The sequence below is a fragment of the Streptosporangium longisporum genome, assembly GCF_039534895.1.
GTDB classification, from domain to species: domain Bacteria; phylum Actinomycetota; class Actinomycetes; order Streptosporangiales; family Streptosporangiaceae; genus Streptosporangium; species Streptosporangium longisporum.
The window spans coordinates 16267-31164 of sequence record NZ_BAAAWD010000018.1 but is presented as its reverse complement, the minus strand read 5'-3'; the positions used below and the strand labels follow the sequence as shown (position 1 = coordinate 31164).

The following is a 14898-nucleotide window of genomic DNA, read 5'->3' as shown; positions in this document are numbered from 1 at the left end:
ACCTGGTCACACGGACAAGGCGAATCCTGCCCCGGCCGCGCTCACTTCAATCTGAGCGAGGAGACCGCGGTGTTGATGGCGCGCCAGTGCTTCTTCTGGGTGTCGGGGATGGTCACGAAGAGCATCCCCGGCTTGGACCCGGAGCCCTCGGTCACCGCGACGGCCGCCATGGAGGAGCGCGCCTTGCCCTTGCGCTCGTACTTCACCCGGTAGGCGAGCAGCCAGCCGTCCTTGATCGGCTGTGAGGCCGTCCAGGTGATCTTTCCGCCCTTGGGGTGGTGGTTGAGCGTCCACCGGGCGGCCAGCAGTGCGGTGTCCTTGGCCTCCTGCTGCACCAGGATCGGCACCGGGCAGCTCACCAGCATCGCCCGGTGGGCCGCCCCCTTCGCCTTGGGCAGTACCTGCCTGGTGGAGAACGGCGAGGCGCCGAAGACCTTCCAGGGCTTGGCCAGGCGGGCCAGCGAAATGCCCGACCGGCGGTCGTCGAGGCGGCGCTTGCCCGCGTCCGCCGCGCCGGGGAGGCGGCCCAGCTTCTTGTCGCGGGGCAGCTCGGGCACCCGGGGGTCGGCGAGGGCCGCGATGACGGCGCTGCGGTCCGGCGACACGGCCGAGCCGGACGGTGAGGACGACGAGGACGAGGACGACGCCGTGGGCGACGCGGACGCCGACGGGCTCCCCGAGGCCGAGGGGGATCCGGAGGCCGACGGAGACGCCGAGCCCGCGGCGGAGGCCGACGCCGACACCGGCGCGGACGGCTCCGGCGAGACGGGCCCGGTGGTGGCCGGACCGGGCGAGGGCGGCGCGGCAGATGGCGCGGCGATCTGCCCCGTTCGCTCCTCGCCCGGTTGATCTGGGGTGCCCGACGTCAGGAAACCGACCACGACCGCGACCGCGACGGCGAGCACCGCGGCGCCCACGGCCAGGACGCGGTAGATCACGCGCATCGGCAGGTCACCGATGCGGGACCGCTTCACGGCCGGGATCTGCGGGGACGGCGTCCTGCGAGGGCTCTCCGCGGCGACCCTCGGCAGCTCCGAGGTGTCCGCGTCGGCGGTCGCGTACGTCGGCGTGGAACCCGTCTCCCGGGCCCCCTGAGTCCCACCCAACCCATCGAGCACGATCGGGAGCGTACGACAAATCCGGTTTTCTCGCGTGGGATCCCCATCACACTTCGGGAACGAGTGCCTTCCTCCCCATCGGCCGGGCCATGCTGCGATGATTCCGGAATGTTCGTGGAACGCCAGGTGGAGCTCAGGTTCGACGCCTCCTCACGCGAGGCGAGGACGCACACCAACCTGTCCGCGGTACGCACCGACGCCCTGGGGCTCTGGGTGGCCGGTGACGAGACCGCCACCGTCGAGCACCTGGCGTTCCGCGGCGGCCGCTACGACGACCAGCGCACCTTCTTCCTGGCCGACTTCGTGGACCTGCCCGCCGGGCGCGAGGAGGAGGCCGACATCGAGGGGCTGGGCCGGGCGGACGGCTGGCTGTGGGCGATCGGGTCGCACAGCCTCAAGCGCAGGCGGATCAAGAAGGGGCACCCGCCGCACAAGGCCCGCCGCCGCCTCGCCGCCGTGGTGCGCGAGGAGAACCGCTTCATCCTGGTACGGCTGCCGCTCGTCGGGGCCACCCCGGTCCGCGAGGACGGCGACCGCAGGGCGGAGATCCTGTCGGGTCCCGGCCGCAACCTGGCCGACCTGCTGGCCGTCGATCCGCACCTGGGCCCGTTCGTGTCGATCCCCAGCAAGGACAACGGCCTGGACGTCGAGGGCGTCGCCGTGCTCGGCGGGCGGCTGTTCGTCGGCCTGCGCGGCCCGGTGCTGCGCGGCTGGGCCGCGGTCCTGGAGATCCGGCCGGAGAGCGATCCGGGGCGTCCGGGCTCCCTGCGGCTGGCCGGCATCGACGGCGGGCCGTACCGGACGCACTTCCTGGACCTCGGCGGGCTCGGCGTGCGCGACATGTGCCCCTACCGGGACGGGCTGCTGATCCTGGCCGGGCCGACCATGAGCCTGGACGGCCCGGTGCGCCTGCTGCGCTGGGACCCGCTGGACGAGCCGTCCGTCCTGCACGAGCCGGTGCTCGTCGGCGACCTGCCGTACGGCGACGGCTGCGACCACCCGGAGGGGATCACCGTGCTCGACGGCGACCGCGTCCTGGTGGTCCACGACAGCCCGTCAGCGCAGCGGCTCACCCCGCAGGGCGGCGTGCTCGCCGACATCGTCAGGATGCCCCGCTGAGCGTCCGTCAGGGTCGGCGGGCCGTCCGTCAGGATCGCCGGGACCTGCATCGGGCCCCGCGCCGGGACCTGCGCCGGGACCGTCCGCGTGGTCTCCGGAGGGCCGGCGGGCGATGACCAGCGACATGACCGCGGCGGCCAGGCAGAGCGCTCCGGCGGCGTACCAGGCGAGGTCGTAGGCGCCGAACTGATCGCGGGTGATCCCGGCCGCGGTCGCGGCGATCGCCGCGCCGATCTGGTGCGAGGCGAAGACCCAGCCGAACACCACTCCCCCGTCGGGGCCGTAGATCTGGCGGCAGAGCGCCACCGTCGGCGGGACCGTGGCCACCCAGTCGAGGCCGTAGAAGACGATGAAGACGAGCATGCTGGGTTCGGCGCTGTCCCCGAACAGGCTCGGCAGGGCCAGCAGCGACAGGCCGCGCAGCCCGTAGTAGGCGCCCAGCAGCAGGCGCGAGTCGATCCTGTCGCTCAGCCAGCCGGAGGCGACGGTGCCGACCACGTCGAAGATCCCGATCAGCGCGAGCAGCCCGGCGGCGACCGGCTGGGCCATGCCGTGGTCGTGGGCGGCGGGGATGAAGTGGGTGCCCACCAGGCCGTTGGTGCTCATCCCGCAGATCGCGAAGCCCCCGGCGAGCAACCAGAAGGGGCGCGTCCGCGCGGCGCTCCGGAGCACGCCGAGGGCACGCGAGGCGGCGTTGCCCGGCCGGGTGCCCGGTGCGGGCCGGGCGGGGGGCGAAGCTGCGGGGTCGGCTCCCAGGGCGGTGGTCCCCACGTCCTCGGGCCGGTCCCGCAGCAGGAACCAGACCAGCGGGACCACGACGAGGGCGGAGAGGGCGACGGTGAGCGCGGCCGTCCGCCACCCGCTGCCCTCGGCCAGGTGGGCGAGCAGCGGCAGGAAGACCAGCTGGCCGGTGGCGCCCGCGGCGGTGAGCACGCCGGTGACCAGGCCGCGGTGGCGGACGAACCAGCGCTCGGTGAGGGTGGCGGCGAAGACCAGCGCCATCGAGCCGGTCCCCAGGCCGACCATGACCCCCCAGCACATCAGGAGCTGCCAGGGCGCGTCCATCCAGATGGTGAGCCCGCTGCCCGCGGCGACCAGCAGCAGCGCGTACGTCACCACCCTGCGCATGCCGAAGCGGTCCATCAGCGCCGCGGCGAAGGGCGCGATCAGCCCGTAGAGCATCAGGTTGACCGAGACGGCGAGCGAGATCGTGCCTCGCGACCAGCCGAACTCCTCCTGCAGCGGTGTGATCAGCACCCCGGGGGTGGCGCGGAAACCGGCCGCGCCGAGAATGGCGACGAAGGCGACCGCCGCCACGATCCAGGCGCGGTGCAGCCCGCGGCCCGGCTGAAGAGTCGTTCTCATGCGCCTCATCATCGGCGGCGTGCCCGTGCTGCCACGAGTGGCCCGAGCGCCAATGTCCGCAAGGATCGGGCCAGGGACGCCCGCGTCCGCCCCGGACGCGGAGAATGGTGGGGAAGGTCCCTGTCATCTCGCATATTGGCTTAATTCGCTCAAAGGTTATGTTTTTCCTATTCTCGCTCGGAGGGAATCGCGTCCGACGGGGCAACGGGCGGGCGCGGACCCGGTCCCGGGACGACGCCCACGACCACGAGGGGGCGTCCGGACCCGGCTCCGCTCGACCGGCACGGGGGCGACCGGAGATCCGCTGATCGAAGGGGTGGTGCCGTGTTCCACGCACGAAGGCCCGGCGGGGTGCCGGTGCTGCTGGCGGGCGCCGCGCTGCTGCTGGGAGCCTGCGCCGGCCCGGACCCGGACCCGGAGCGGACCCCGGCGAGTTCCGGCCCGGAGCAGGCTCCCCCGGTCGAGACCATCACCTACGCGTACGAGCAGGAGTTCCACTCGTACAACAACAACACCACCGCGGAGAACGCCACCCGTAACTTCGCCCCGCTGCAGCGGGTGCTGACCGGTTTCTGGTTCTACGGCGACAGGGGCGCGATCACCCCCGACCGGGACTTCGGGAACTACCGGAAGATCTCCGACGACCCGCTCACGGTCCGGTACACCATCGCCGACAAGGCCGTCTGGTCGGACGGCACCCCGATCGACTGCGACGACGTCATGCTGTGGTGGGCGTTCCGGTCCGGCAAGGTCAGGGGGTTCGCCTCCGCCGACACCAACGGCGTCCAGGACACCCGGGTCCCCGACTGCCGCGCCGGTGGCAGGACGTTCGACCTGGTCTACGACAAGCCGTTCGCGGACTGGGTGGCGGGGGGTCCCGGCGCGACCGAGATGCTGCCGGCCCACGTGGTCGCCGCCCGGGACGGCCTGTCGGAGGAGGAGTTCATCGCGGCGGTCAGGGACACCGACGCCGGCAGGCTCGAGAAGGGCATCAGGTTCTTCAACGACGGCTGGGTCTCCGAGGGCAGGCTGCCCGACGCCGAGCTGATCCCCTCCTCGGGCCCGTACAAGCTCTCGAAGCTGGACGCCGGGCAGCGGCTGACCCTGGTGGCCAACGACCGGTGGTGGGGCACCCCCGCCGCCACCCCGACGATCGTCGAACGCTTCATCACCCTCGACGAGCAGGCCCAGGCGCTGCAGAACCGCGAGGTCCAGATCGTCGAGCCGCAGCCGGGACCGGACGTGCTGCAGCAGCTGCAGTCACTGAGCGGCGTGCGGGTCAGTGTCTTCGACCGCTACACCTACGAGCACCTGGACTTCAACTTCGACTCCAGCCCGTTCCGGGACGCCCGGCTGCGCGAGGCGTTCGCCCGGTGCGTGCCCCGCCAGCGCATCGTCGACCAGCTGGTCAAGCCGGTCGCGCCCGCGGCCGTGCCGCTGCAGGTCCGCACCGTCGCCCCCTTCCAGGCCAACAGCGCCGAGGTCGTCGCGGCCAGCGGCAGCGCGGACGCGTACACGCGGCAGGACATCGCGGGCGCCAAGGCGCTGCTGCGGCGGGCGGGGAAGATCGGGCTGGAGGTGAGCATCGGCTACCAGACCCCGAACCCGCGGCGTACCGCGGCGGTGCAGCTCATCATCGACTCCTGCAACAAGGCCGGGTTCAAGGTCGTCGACAAGGGATCCGAGGACTTCCTCGGCACGGTCATGCCGAGCAACGGCTACGACGTGGCGCTGTTCGCCTGGTCGGGATCGTCCCTGGTCAGCGGCTGGGCCTCCAACTTCACCTCACCGGAGAAGTGCGACGCCCGCAACAAGGGCAACAACAACGGCTGCTACTCCAGCGAGCGGGTCGACCGTCTCATCGCGAGGCTGAACTCCACGGTGGACCTGGGCGCCCAGAACCCGATCATCGGCGAGATCGAGAAGCGGCTCTGGAGCGACCTGGCCACCATCCCGCTCTTCCAGCACCCGGGGCTCAGCGCGTGGGACGAGACGCTCAGGAACGTCGTCCCGAACCCGGCGCAGTCGACCGTCACCTGGAACATGGACCGCTGGAGCCGCTCCTGACACCCGTCCCGGCCGGGGTGCCGTACCTGACATCAGCTGACAGGTACGGGCGTCATGCTGGTGGGAACAGACGACGTTCATTGTGGGAGCCCTCTATGCCGCGTGCCGCCGGAACCTTCACCATCGACAGCTGGGAGCCCGAGCCCTACGACGAGGCCGACGGGGCCACGCTCACCCGCGTCCACCTCACCAAGACCTTCGACGGCGACCTGGCCGGTACCAGCACGACCGACATCATCACCGCGGTGGCCCAGGTCGAGACGTCCGCGGCGTACGCGGGCTTCGAGCGCTTCACCGGGACCGTGCACGGCCGCAAGGGCACCTTCGTGCTGCACCACACGGCCTCCGCCGAGGGCGAGGACGCCGGGCTGAGCTGGACGATCCTGCCCGACTCGGGAACCGGTGAGCTGACCGGCATCCGCGGTGGCGGCCAGATCGTCAACGACGACGGCGCCCACTCCTTCCACCTGGACTACGAGCTCGGCTGAGCGGGGTCCGGCGGAAGGGTTCGGCCGGAGGGCTCGGCCGGAGGGCTCGGCAGGAGGACTCGGCAGGAGGACTCGGCAGGGGACCGGCCCGCGGCGACGGCCCGTCCCCATGACCGGTTCCCGGCCGCGCGGCCGCTTCAGGCCCGCGTGACACCTTCGGTACCGTCGCCGCTACCGGAACCCCCGGCGCCCCCGGCCTCGGTGATGCCCGCCTGGATGCCGTCGAGAAGCCAGGTCAGGGCGAGGGCGAAACCGGTGTCCCAGTCGCCCTCCACGACGAGGGGGCCGTGGGCGGCCAGGGCCGGGTACCGCTTCCGGTTGTCGCGCAGGTGTTCCCGGGCGGCCCCGCGCACGTCCTGCCCGGTGTCGGCCGGCCAGGTGGCCTGCATCAGCCCGGAGCCGATGACGTAGTTGGACAGCCCGTACGCCGCGGCGGTGAGCCGGGGTCCGGTGACCCCGGCCTCCAGGAGGGTCGCGTACAGGAACTCGCTGCGGGCCAGCACGTTCGGGCCGAGCATCGGACGGCTCAGCAGTGCCGCCGACCAGGGATGCCTCAGCAGGACCGCGCGCCATCCGCCGATCAGCGCGGTGATGTCGGCGCGCCACCCCCGGCCGCTCCCCGACGGGATCCCGACCTCGGCGAAGATCGCGTCCAGGGCGAGGTCGAGGACGTCGTCCTTGGTCCTGACATGCCAGTACAGCGTGGTGGAGCCGGTGCCGAGCCGTTCGGCCAGGCGCCGCATGGTCAGCCGGTCGGCGCCCTCGGCGTCCAGAAGGGCCACCGCCTCCTCGACGATCCGCTCCCTGCTGAGCGGCGGGGCGTCGCGTCCCCGTCGCGCGGGCGGCCGCAGCCACACCTCCCCCGCGGCTCCCGGTCGGCGTTTCCCCGTCTCAACCTTGCTCGTGTCCACGGGAGCGAGTCTAGTATGACGATCGAGCACCGGATCATTGGTCCGGTCACTGGAACGTCGATCCGGACGCCATCAGAGACCGGAGTCCGCACCGAGGAGGAGCCGTGGCGGGACACGTCGAGGTCGACCGGCTGACCTGTGTGCTGCCGGACGGGCGGCTGCTCCTGCACGAGGTGTCGTTCCGCGTCGGGGACGGGGTCAAGGCCGCCCTGGTGGGGCCGAACGGCGCGGGCAAGACCACCCTGCTGAGACTGATCGCCGGGGACCTGCGGCCGGACGACGGCCGCGTGGTGTCCTCCGGAGGGCTGGGGGTGATGCGTCAGTTCATCGGCGGCATCCGCGACGGCCGGAGCGTGCACGACCTGCTGCTGTCGGTGGCACCGGACCGGATCCGGGCCTCCGCCGCGGCCCTGGCGCGGGCGGAGGCGGCGCTGGCCGCCGGCGACGACGAGGCGACGCAGCTGGCGTACGCGCAGGCCGTCGCCGATCACGTCGACGCCGGCGGCTATGACATGGAGGTCGTCTGGGACGTCTGCGCCACCGCGTCCATGGGCCTGTCCTACGACGCGATCCGGGACCGCCCGGTGGCCTCACTGTCGGGAGGCGAGCAGAAACGCCTCGTCCTGGAGGCCCTGCTGCGCGGCCCTGACGAGGTCCTGCTGCTGGACGAACCCGACAACTACCTGGACGTGCCCGGCAAGCAGTGGCTGGAAGGGCGGCTGCGGGCCACGGACAAGACCGTGCTGCTGGTCTCCCACGACCGCGGGCTCCTGGCCGAGGCGGCCGACCGGATCGTGACCGTGGAGGATCGCGGCGTCTGGATCCACGGCGGGGGCTTCGCCACCTACGCCACGGCACGCGAGGAACGCATCGACCGGCTGGAGGAGCGGCGCCGCCGGTGGGACGAGGAACACGCCAGGCTCAGAAGGCTGACGCGCACCCTGCAGCAGAGCGCGGCGAACAACGACGCGCTGGCGTCGGCCTACCGGGCCGCGCGCACCCGGCTCGGCCGCTTCGAGGAGGCCGGCCCGCCGCAGCGCCCGCCCAGGACGCAGAACGTGCGGATCCGGCTGCGCGGCGGACGTACCGGCAAACGCGCCGTCGTCTGCGAGGACCTGGAGCTCACCGGTCTGATGCGCCCGTTCGGCACCGAGATCTGGTACGGCGAGCGCATCGGGGTGCTCGGCTCCAACGGCTCGGGCAAGTCCACCTTCCTGCACCTGCTGGAACAGGCCGCCGACGGCGCGGTGCCCGCGGTGCCGCACCGGGGTTCGGTCCGGCTGGGATCGCGGGTGACACCCGGCCGGTTCGTGCAGACCCACGCGCGGCCGGACCTGCACGGCCGCACCCCGGCCGAGCTGGTCATGACCGGCCACGCGCTCACCCTGAACGAGGCGATGGCCGCCCTGGCCCGCTACGAGCTCGCCCCCGCGGCGGGCCAGCGGTTCGAGACCCTGTCCGGCGGCCAGCAGGCCCGGTTGCAGATCCTGCTGCTGGAGCTGTCCGGCGCCACCCTGCTGCTGCTCGACGAGCCCACCGACAACCTGGACCTGGCCAGCGCCGAGGCCCTGCAGCAGGGCCTGGCCTCCTCCGGCACCGTGCTGGCCGTCACCCACGACCGCTGGTTCGCCGCCGACCTCGACCGGTTCCTGATCTTCGGTTCCGACGGGACCGTGTACGAGAGCGCCGAACCGGTCTGGCACGAGGGCCGGGTCGGGCGCGCCCGCTGAAACGACGAGATCCCGCCCGATCGAGGTGATCGGACGGGATCTCGTGAACCGCCTTCGGGCCGTCGCGGGAACGGCTCGACGTGGAGCTATGGGGATTCGAACCCCAGACCTCCTCCATGCCATGGAGGCGCGCTACCAGCTGCGCCATAGCCCCTCGGACGCCGGGCGTCCGGGTGTCCCCGGAACCTGCCCGGCGACGACGCCAGTGTATAGGAAACCATCGCGCACCCTGTAACCACGATCACGCGGCGGCCCGGGACCGCGGGGACGCGCGAGCCCCGCGGTCCCGGGGCGCGGGCGCCGGTACGCGGCTCCCGGAACACGGCCGTCAAGGCGCGGGCACCGGGGCTCCGGCCCGGGACCCGCGCTCCGGGGCACGGGCCCCGGGACGCTCCCGTCAGCCGAGCGCGACGGCCTGCCCGATCAGGCGGGCGAGCTCGGTCACCGCCGGGTCCTCGGTCGAGGCGGCCAGGCGGGTGGCGTGGGAGGCCAGGTCGGCCGGCGCCACCCCCGCGATCCTCTCGCGGGTGCGCAGGTACTCGGCGAAACCGGCGGCGACCACGTCCACCTGGAACCTCGGGGCCGCGTCCTCCCAGAGCGACGCCGCCAGGTCCCCCGCGCCCAGCGAGCGGGACGCCTCGGCCGGGGCACGGGTGTCGGGATCCTGCCAGCGCACGGTGGCGGTGGCCAGCTGGCCCGACGCCCCGTCGCGCAGCCGCACCTCGTACAGGGCGGTCACCGAGTGACCGGGACCGATCTCGCCGCCGTCCTTGGCGTCGTCGCGGAAGTCCCCGGCCGCGATCCGCCGGTTCTCGTAACCGATCAGGCGGTACGACGTCACGGCCGAGGGGTTGAACACGACCTGCGCCTTGGCGTCCCGGGCCCGCAGGTCAAGGTTGGTGGCCAGCTGCTCGACGAAGACCTTGCGCGCGTCGTCGGCGGAGCCGACGTAGACCGCGGCGCCGTCGCCGTTGTCGGCGAGCTGTTCCATCAGCTCGTCGCCGTAGTCGCGGCCGACGCCGACGCAGAGCAGGGTGACCTTCTTGCCCGCGGCCTGGGCGACCCGGTCGAGGATGCCCTGCCAGGTGGTGTCGCCGGTGTTGGCCAGGCCGTCGGAGAGCAGGACGACCCGGTTGACCGCGGCCGGCCGGAAGCTCGCCGCGGCCTCGTCGTACCCCTGGGTCAGTCCCGCCTCCAGGTTGGTCGACTGCTGCACGGCCAGGCGATCGACGGCGGCGTGCAGCCGGTCCTTCTCGGCCGCCGGGGTCATCGGGAGGACGACCTCCGCCGCTTCGCTGAAGGCGACGACCGAGACCCGGTCACCGGGTCCGAGCTGGTCGACGAGCCGGTGCAGGGCCTCCTTGACCAGGTCGAGCCTGCCAGGCTCGCCCATGGAGCCCGACACGTCCACCACGAAGGTCAGGTTCGCGGGCCTGCGGGACTCCGCGTCGGTCCTGCGGGTCTGCAGGCCGACGCGGAGCAGGGCGGTGCCGTTCCCCGGCGTGCGCGCGCCGTCCATGTGCACCGTGAAGCCGTCGTCCTCGGGCTCGGCGTAGTCCTGCGCGAAGGAGTTGACGAACTCCTCGGGCCGGACCTGGCCCGCCTCCGGCCACCTGCCCTCGCCCAGGAGCCTCCTGCTATAGCCGTAGGAGGCGGTGTCCACGTCGAGGGAGAAGGTGGAGATCTGCTCGGCCGCGGTGTCGTGGCTCCGCGCGACCTCGGGCACGGCCGAGCTCTCGGTGCTCTCGGGGCTCTCGGCGCTTTTGGGGGTCTCGGCGTCCGCGGGCTTCCCGGCCTCCCCGGCGCGGGGCGTGGCCCGGCCGCGGGACGCCGGGCGGTCGTCCTCGCCGCGCGGCGGGGCGATCTCCGACGGTCCCGACCGGCCCGACGCGGGCATCGGTACGGATCCCTGCTCCGACCCTCCGCCACAGGCGGCGGCCGACAGCAGGGCGAGCACGGCGAGGGCAGTGGCGAGCGGGCGGTACCGGTACGTCATGTCGCCTCCAAGGGATGCGTGTCACCCCCTACGACGACCTCTCGCGGACATCCGCCGGTCGCTTGACCCAAGCGAGCGCAAACCGTGTTCGACGCGTGATCAGGGTCTCCAGCCCGGGTCCCGTCCGGCGAGCCCGAGCGCCCGTTCGAACGGCGAGGCGTCCGCCGGTACGGGCACCTCCTCCCCGAAGACCCCCCGGGGCCGTCCCTGCGGCGCCATCTGCGCGACGAACGCGGCCAGCAGCTCCCCCGTCCCGGCGTCCACCGTGAACTCCTGGCCGGTGGCCCTGGCCAGGTCCCAGCCGTGCATCACCATGTCGTTCACCGCCATCCGGAGCACCACGCTCATCGGCAGGCCCATGCCCGCACTGATCCCCTCCGTGGCGCCGGGTTCGGCCCAGGCGGCGAGCATGCCGGCGGCCCGGGCCGCGAAGGCGTCCCGGTCGGCGTCCTGCGGCGGGGGCCGCTCCCCGCGGGGCAGCGCGGCGAACATCGCCGACACCCAGGACAGGTGCTCCAGCAGGGCGCCCACGTCGTAGTCCTCGCAGGGGGTGGGCAGGGACAGCTGATCGTCGCGGACGCCGCGGGCCAGGGCGACCGTACGGGCCGTGGCGCTCTCCAGCATCTCGATCTCGTTCATGACGGCCATGGTGGCCGACCGGCGTGCCCCCGTATTGAAGAAACGCGACATAGGCTCGGCACCATGCGCGCGCACGCCGGTCCCGGGGCGCCACCGGTCGCGTCCCCGGTCGCGTCCTCGAAAGCCGGAACCGGCGGGACGGCGCAACCCGGTGCCCGGGACGCGACCGGTGAGGCCCCGGGCGGAGTCCGTTCCGGCACGGCGGGCGTCCCCGCCGGTGGAGCGGGCGTTCCCTCCGACACCCGGGGCATCCTGAACGCCGGGGCGGCCCGGTTCCGCTACACCCGTCACGCCTGCCACCCCGACCTGGCCTTCTTCGTGGAGCATCACTGGATCATCCGCTGGCGGCTGGACGAACCGTACGAGCAGCGGGTCGTGTCCCACCCGTCGGTGAACCTGGTCTTCCAGGAGCGCGGCTCCTGCGTGGCGGGGGTCGTCACCGGTGACCATCGGGAGGTGCTGACCGGCAGCGGGGTCGTCGTCGGCAGCCGTTTCCACCCGGCGGGTTTCCGCCCCTTCCTGGGCGCTCCCCTGTCCACGATCTCCGGCCGCTTCACGCCGGTCTCCGAGATCTTCGGTCCCGGCGCCGACGCCATCGTCCCGGCCGTGCTGTCCGCCCGTGACGAGGAGGCTGTACGTGTCGTGGAGGAGTTCCTGCTCGCCCGGCTGCCGCCCCGCGACCCCGTGGCCGAGGAGGTGGCCCGGCTCGTCGCGGGCGTACTGGACGATCCCGGCATCACCCGCGTCGACCGGCTCGCCGCCCTGCACGGGCTGAGCGTCCGGCGGTTGCAGCGGCTGTTCAACGACTACGTGGGCGTCTCCCCCAAGTGGGTGATCCGCCGCTACCGCATCCACGAGGCGGCCGAGCGGGCCGGGTCCGGCACCGACTGGCCGAGGCTGGCCGCCGAGCTGGGGTACAGCGACCAGTCGCACTTCGTCCGGGACTTCCGCTCCGTGGTCGGCATGTCCCCCGCCGCGTACGGCCGGAGCCTGGGGCGGCCCTGAGCCGGGACCCGGCCGGCACGGCCTGACCTCAGGACCGGTCAGCAGGCGCAGGAGACGCCGGAGACGGGCGAGGTGAGGGCGTCGGCGGGGCGGCTGGACACTCCCTGCGCCGTCTCGACGGGCTGTCCCTCCCGGGCCCAGTACTCGAAGCCGCCCAGCATCTCCTTGACCGGGTGGCCCAGCTTGGCGAACTCCAACGCGGCCCGGGTGGCACCGTTGCATCCGGGGCCCCAGCAGTAGGTCACCACGGTCGCGCCCGCGGGGACCACGGAGTCGCCGTGCTCGGCGATCAGCGCGGTGGGCAGGTGGACGGCGCCCGGGATGTGGCCCTGCTCCCAGCTCTCCGTGCTGCGCGAGTCGACGACGACCAGACCGGTGACGCCCGCGGCCAGGTCCGCGGCCACGTCGGCCGCGTCGGTCTCGAACGCCAGCCGGGCGGCGAAGTGCGCCAGCGCGGCGCGGTTGTCGGCGGCCGGCACCGCGGTGACGGCGGACGGGGAGACGGTGGGCACGGCGGTGGGCGCGGCGGTGACGGACATCGGCGACCTTTCATGGTGGCTGGTTCGTGTGATGTCGCCGAGGTGGCCGGAAAGGCCTGTTCGGCGATGTTCCTCGGGTGGCGCCTCTCGACCGTTCCTCGCCGGCGCTTCTCGGGGCACCGGCGACGGCGCGTTCGACGACACTCCCGCCGACGATCGCGATGACGATCTCGATGGGCGTCTGACGGTCCGGAGGCGTGCGACGCGGGGCCCGGCCCGGAGAACCCGGTGTCCCCGATCCATGGCGTCATCCGCCGGATGAGGCAATGGTGCCGTGCGGGCGGCCCACCCGAACAGTGGCGTGAATGACCGTTACCGCTAATATTTCGCCATGCTGCTTCCCCCGCCCACCCGGCGGCGTGCGCGCCGCGGTGTCTCCGTCCTCGCCTTCGACGGCATGAGCCCGTTCGAGCTGGGCTGCGTGGTCGAGGTGTTCGGCATCCCCCGCCCGGAACTGCGCGTGCCCTGGTACGAGCTCGCGGTCTGCGCCGAGAGCCCCGCCGACCTGCGGGTCGTGGGCGGATTCACCATGCGGGTGGAGCACGGTCTCGACGTACTGGCCGAGGCCGGCACCGTGATCGTCCCCGGGGTGCCGGACGTCCGGGACGAGGTGTCCCCGCGGGTGGTCGCGGCCCTGCGCCGGGCCCACGAGCGGGGCGCGCGCGTCGTGTCGATCTGCTCGGGAGCGTTCGCGCTGGCCGCCGCCGGGCTGCTGGACGACAGGGAGGCGACGACCCACTGGAGGTACGCCGAGCTGCTCCAGCAGAGGTTCCCCCGGGTGCGGGTGGACCCGGACGTGCTCTACGTCGACGGCGAGGACGTGCTGACCAGCGCGGGCAGCGCGGCCGGGCTGGACCTGCTGATCCACCTGGTCCGCAAGGACCACGGGCCGGGCGTGGCCAACGAGGTCGCCCGCAGGCTCGTCATCCCTCCGCACCGGGAGGGCGGGCAGGCCCAGTTCATCCAGGCCGCGGTCGCGCCGGTACGCGAGGGTGCCGCCGTGACGGCCGCGATGACCTGGGCGCTGGACCATCTCGCCGAACCCATCACGATCGCCGTCCTCGCGGAGGTGGCGCGCGTGTCACAGCGCACGTTCATCAGGCATTTCAAGCGGCAGACCGGGACGAGCCCGCTGCGATGGGTGATCTCCCAGCGGGTGGCGGCCAGCCTGACGCTGCTGGAGTCCACCTCCGCGCCCGTGGAGGAGATCGCCTCCGCCGTGGGCTTCGACAGCCCGGCGACCTTTCGTCACCATTTCACCCGCGCGATGCGCACCTCCCCCTCGGCCTACCGGAGAGCGTTCCGCACCCCGGCCGGACCCGCCCCCTCGGACCGTGAGATCACCACTCCCGCCCGATGACGACACCAATGAACCGAATTCCGGTTTGCGGGAAATTAAGACGCTTAGCGATATCATTATTACAATGAGCCCATTGCGATTTATGTAGCGATTCATGTTTTCGTACGGCAAAGCGCGGTGCACCGTTCACCTAGTGTCTTCACCGGATTCGAGCAGCACTTCTCGCACTCTTCACCGAACACCTCAAGAATGGCCGCGTCGCGTTTTCTCTGAATACAGACAGGAGAGAGAAGGCACGTGTCTACTTTCATGCAACGGACCTTTGCGGGCGGCGCGCTCGCCGGGGCCGTCCTTCTTCTGCACTCCCCTGTTCCAGTTTCGGCCGATTCGCAGATTCCCGCCTCGGCCCAGGCCCGCCATGGCGGAATCAGCACCACCAAGAGCGCTGCGGACCCGTGCCTCCTGCAGCTCGCCGCCATTTGCACGAATCTTGTCCCGGTGGCTCCGGTGGTTCGCGTCACCAGCGCGGCTCCGGTAGTCCGCGTCAGCGACGTGGTGGCCACCGGAACGATCATTCACAAGGCGGCACGCCCGACCTCGACCGACGGGAACTACATCCTG

12 protein-coding genes and 1 tRNA gene are annotated in these 14898 nt (G+C 72.5%); 6 read left to right on the top strand and 7 right to left on the bottom strand.

Translation table 11 applies throughout. The features are described from left to right. Window positions 1-41 precede the first annotated feature (41 nt). Window positions 42-1118: a hypothetical protein gene (locus ABD832_RS31875; protein WP_344902770.1), complete on the bottom strand. Its 1077-nt coding sequence runs from the start codon at window positions 1116-1118 to the stop codon at window positions 42-44. A 108-nt stretch (window positions 1119-1226) separates the two neighbouring features. Here ABD832_RS31875 and ABD832_RS31870 point away from each other — a divergent pair, with 108 nt between their 5' ends. After that, on the top strand, window positions 1227-2237 hold the full coding sequence (locus ABD832_RS31870) for a DUF3616 domain-containing protein (protein ID WP_344902767.1): 1011 nt from the start codon (window positions 1227-1229) through the stop codon (window positions 2235-2237). Here ABD832_RS31870 and ABD832_RS31865 read toward each other — a convergent pair. After that, on the bottom strand, window positions 2175-3602 hold the full coding sequence (locus ABD832_RS31865; protein WP_344902764.1) for an MFS transporter: 1428 nt from the start codon (window positions 3600-3602) through the stop codon (window positions 2175-2177). The genes ABD832_RS31870 and ABD832_RS31865 overlap by 63 nt on opposite strands. A 324-nt stretch (window positions 3603-3926) precedes the next feature. On the opposite strand from ABD832_RS31865, the gene ABD832_RS31860 reads away from it, so the two are divergent. Further along, window positions 3927-5669: an ABC transporter family substrate-binding protein gene (locus tag ABD832_RS31860; protein WP_344902761.1), complete on the top strand. Its 1743-nt coding sequence runs from the start codon at window positions 3927-3929 to the stop codon at window positions 5667-5669. A gap of 95 nt (window positions 5670-5764) precedes the next feature. Continuing rightward, on the top strand, window positions 5765-6157 hold the full coding sequence (locus tag ABD832_RS31855; protein WP_344902758.1) for a DUF3224 domain-containing protein: 393 nt from the start codon (window positions 5765-5767) through the stop codon (window positions 6155-6157). A gap of 137 nt (window positions 6158-6294) precedes the next feature. On the opposite strand, the gene ABD832_RS31850 is transcribed toward ABD832_RS31855, so the two are convergent. Beyond that, window positions 6295-7068, bottom strand: coding sequence for a TetR/AcrR family transcriptional regulator (locus tag ABD832_RS31850; RefSeq protein WP_344902755.1), 774 nt, complete (start codon window positions 7066-7068; stop codon window positions 6295-6297). Between the two features lie 104 nt (window positions 7069-7172). On the opposite strand from ABD832_RS31850, the gene ABD832_RS31845 reads away from it, so the two are divergent. Further along, entirely contained in the window at window positions 7173-8798 is a 1626-nt protein-coding gene (locus tag ABD832_RS31845) for an ATP-binding cassette domain-containing protein (protein ID WP_344902752.1), read from the top strand. A gap of 81 nt (window positions 8799-8879) precedes the next feature. Here the strand turns inward: ABD832_RS31845 and ABD832_RS31840 are convergent. The 3 genes from ABD832_RS31840 to ABD832_RS31830 form a co-directional block, all read right to left on the bottom strand. Next, a tRNA-Ala gene (locus ABD832_RS31840) sits at window positions 8880-8952 on the bottom strand. 243 nt (window positions 8953-9195) lie between these two features. Then, window positions 9196-10794, bottom strand: coding sequence for a vWA domain-containing protein (locus tag ABD832_RS31835; RefSeq protein WP_344902749.1), 1599 nt, complete (start codon window positions 10792-10794; stop codon window positions 9196-9198). A 99-nt stretch (window positions 10795-10893) separates the two neighbouring features. Further along, window positions 10894-11433: a TIGR03086 family metal-binding protein gene (locus tag ABD832_RS31830; protein WP_344902746.1), complete on the bottom strand. Its 540-nt coding sequence runs from the start codon at window positions 11431-11433 to the stop codon at window positions 10894-10896. A gap of 63 nt (window positions 11434-11496) precedes the next feature. Here ABD832_RS31830 and ABD832_RS31825 point away from each other — a divergent pair, with 63 nt between their 5' ends. After that, window positions 11497-12438, top strand: coding sequence for a helix-turn-helix domain-containing protein (locus ABD832_RS31825; RefSeq protein WP_344902743.1), 942 nt, complete (start codon window positions 11497-11499; stop codon window positions 12436-12438). Between the two features lie 38 nt (window positions 12439-12476). On the opposite strand, the gene ABD832_RS31820 is transcribed toward ABD832_RS31825, so the two are convergent. Then, complete coding sequence (locus tag ABD832_RS31820; protein WP_344902740.1) at window positions 12477-12977, bottom strand: rhodanese-like domain-containing protein; 501 nt, start codon at window positions 12975-12977, stop codon at window positions 12477-12479. A gap of 331 nt (window positions 12978-13308) precedes the next feature. Here ABD832_RS31820 and ABD832_RS31815 point away from each other — a divergent pair, with 331 nt between their 5' ends. After that, complete coding sequence (locus ABD832_RS31815) at window positions 13309-14337, top strand: helix-turn-helix domain-containing protein (protein WP_344902738.1); 1029 nt, start codon at window positions 13309-13311, stop codon at window positions 14335-14337. The last annotated feature ends 561 nt before the right edge of the window (window positions 14338-14898 follow it).

Bases quoted from the DNA above. Each gene is read 5' to 3' on its own strand.
- ABD832_RS31870 (WP_344902767.1), top strand. From the start codon at position 1,227: ATGTTCGTGGAACGCCAGGTGGAGCTCAGGTTCGACGCCTCCTCACGC.
- ABD832_RS31865 (WP_344902764.1), bottom strand. From the start codon at position 3,602: ATGAGAACGACTCTTCAGCCGGGCCGCGGGCTGCACCGCGCCTGGATC.
- ABD832_RS31855 (WP_344902758.1), top strand. From the start codon at position 5,765: ATGCCGCGTGCCGCCGGAACCTTCACCATCGACAGCTGGGAGCCCGAG.
- ABD832_RS31835 (WP_344902749.1), bottom strand. From the start codon at position 10,794: ATGACGTACCGGTACCGCCCGCTCGCCACTGCCCTCGCCGTGCTCGCC.
- ABD832_RS31830 (WP_344902746.1), bottom strand. From the start codon at position 11,433: ATGAACGAGATCGAGATGCTGGAGAGCGCCACGGCCCGTACGGTCGCC.
- ABD832_RS31825 (WP_344902743.1), top strand. From the start codon at position 11,497: ATGCGCGCGCACGCCGGTCCCGGGGCGCCACCGGTCGCGTCCCCGGTC.
- ABD832_RS31820 (WP_344902740.1), bottom strand. From the start codon at position 12,977: ATGTCCGTCACCGCCGCGCCCACCGCCGTGCCCACCGTCTCCCCGTCC.
- ABD832_RS31815 (WP_344902738.1), top strand. From the start codon at position 13,309: ATGCTGCTTCCCCCGCCCACCCGGCGGCGTGCGCGCCGCGGTGTCTCC.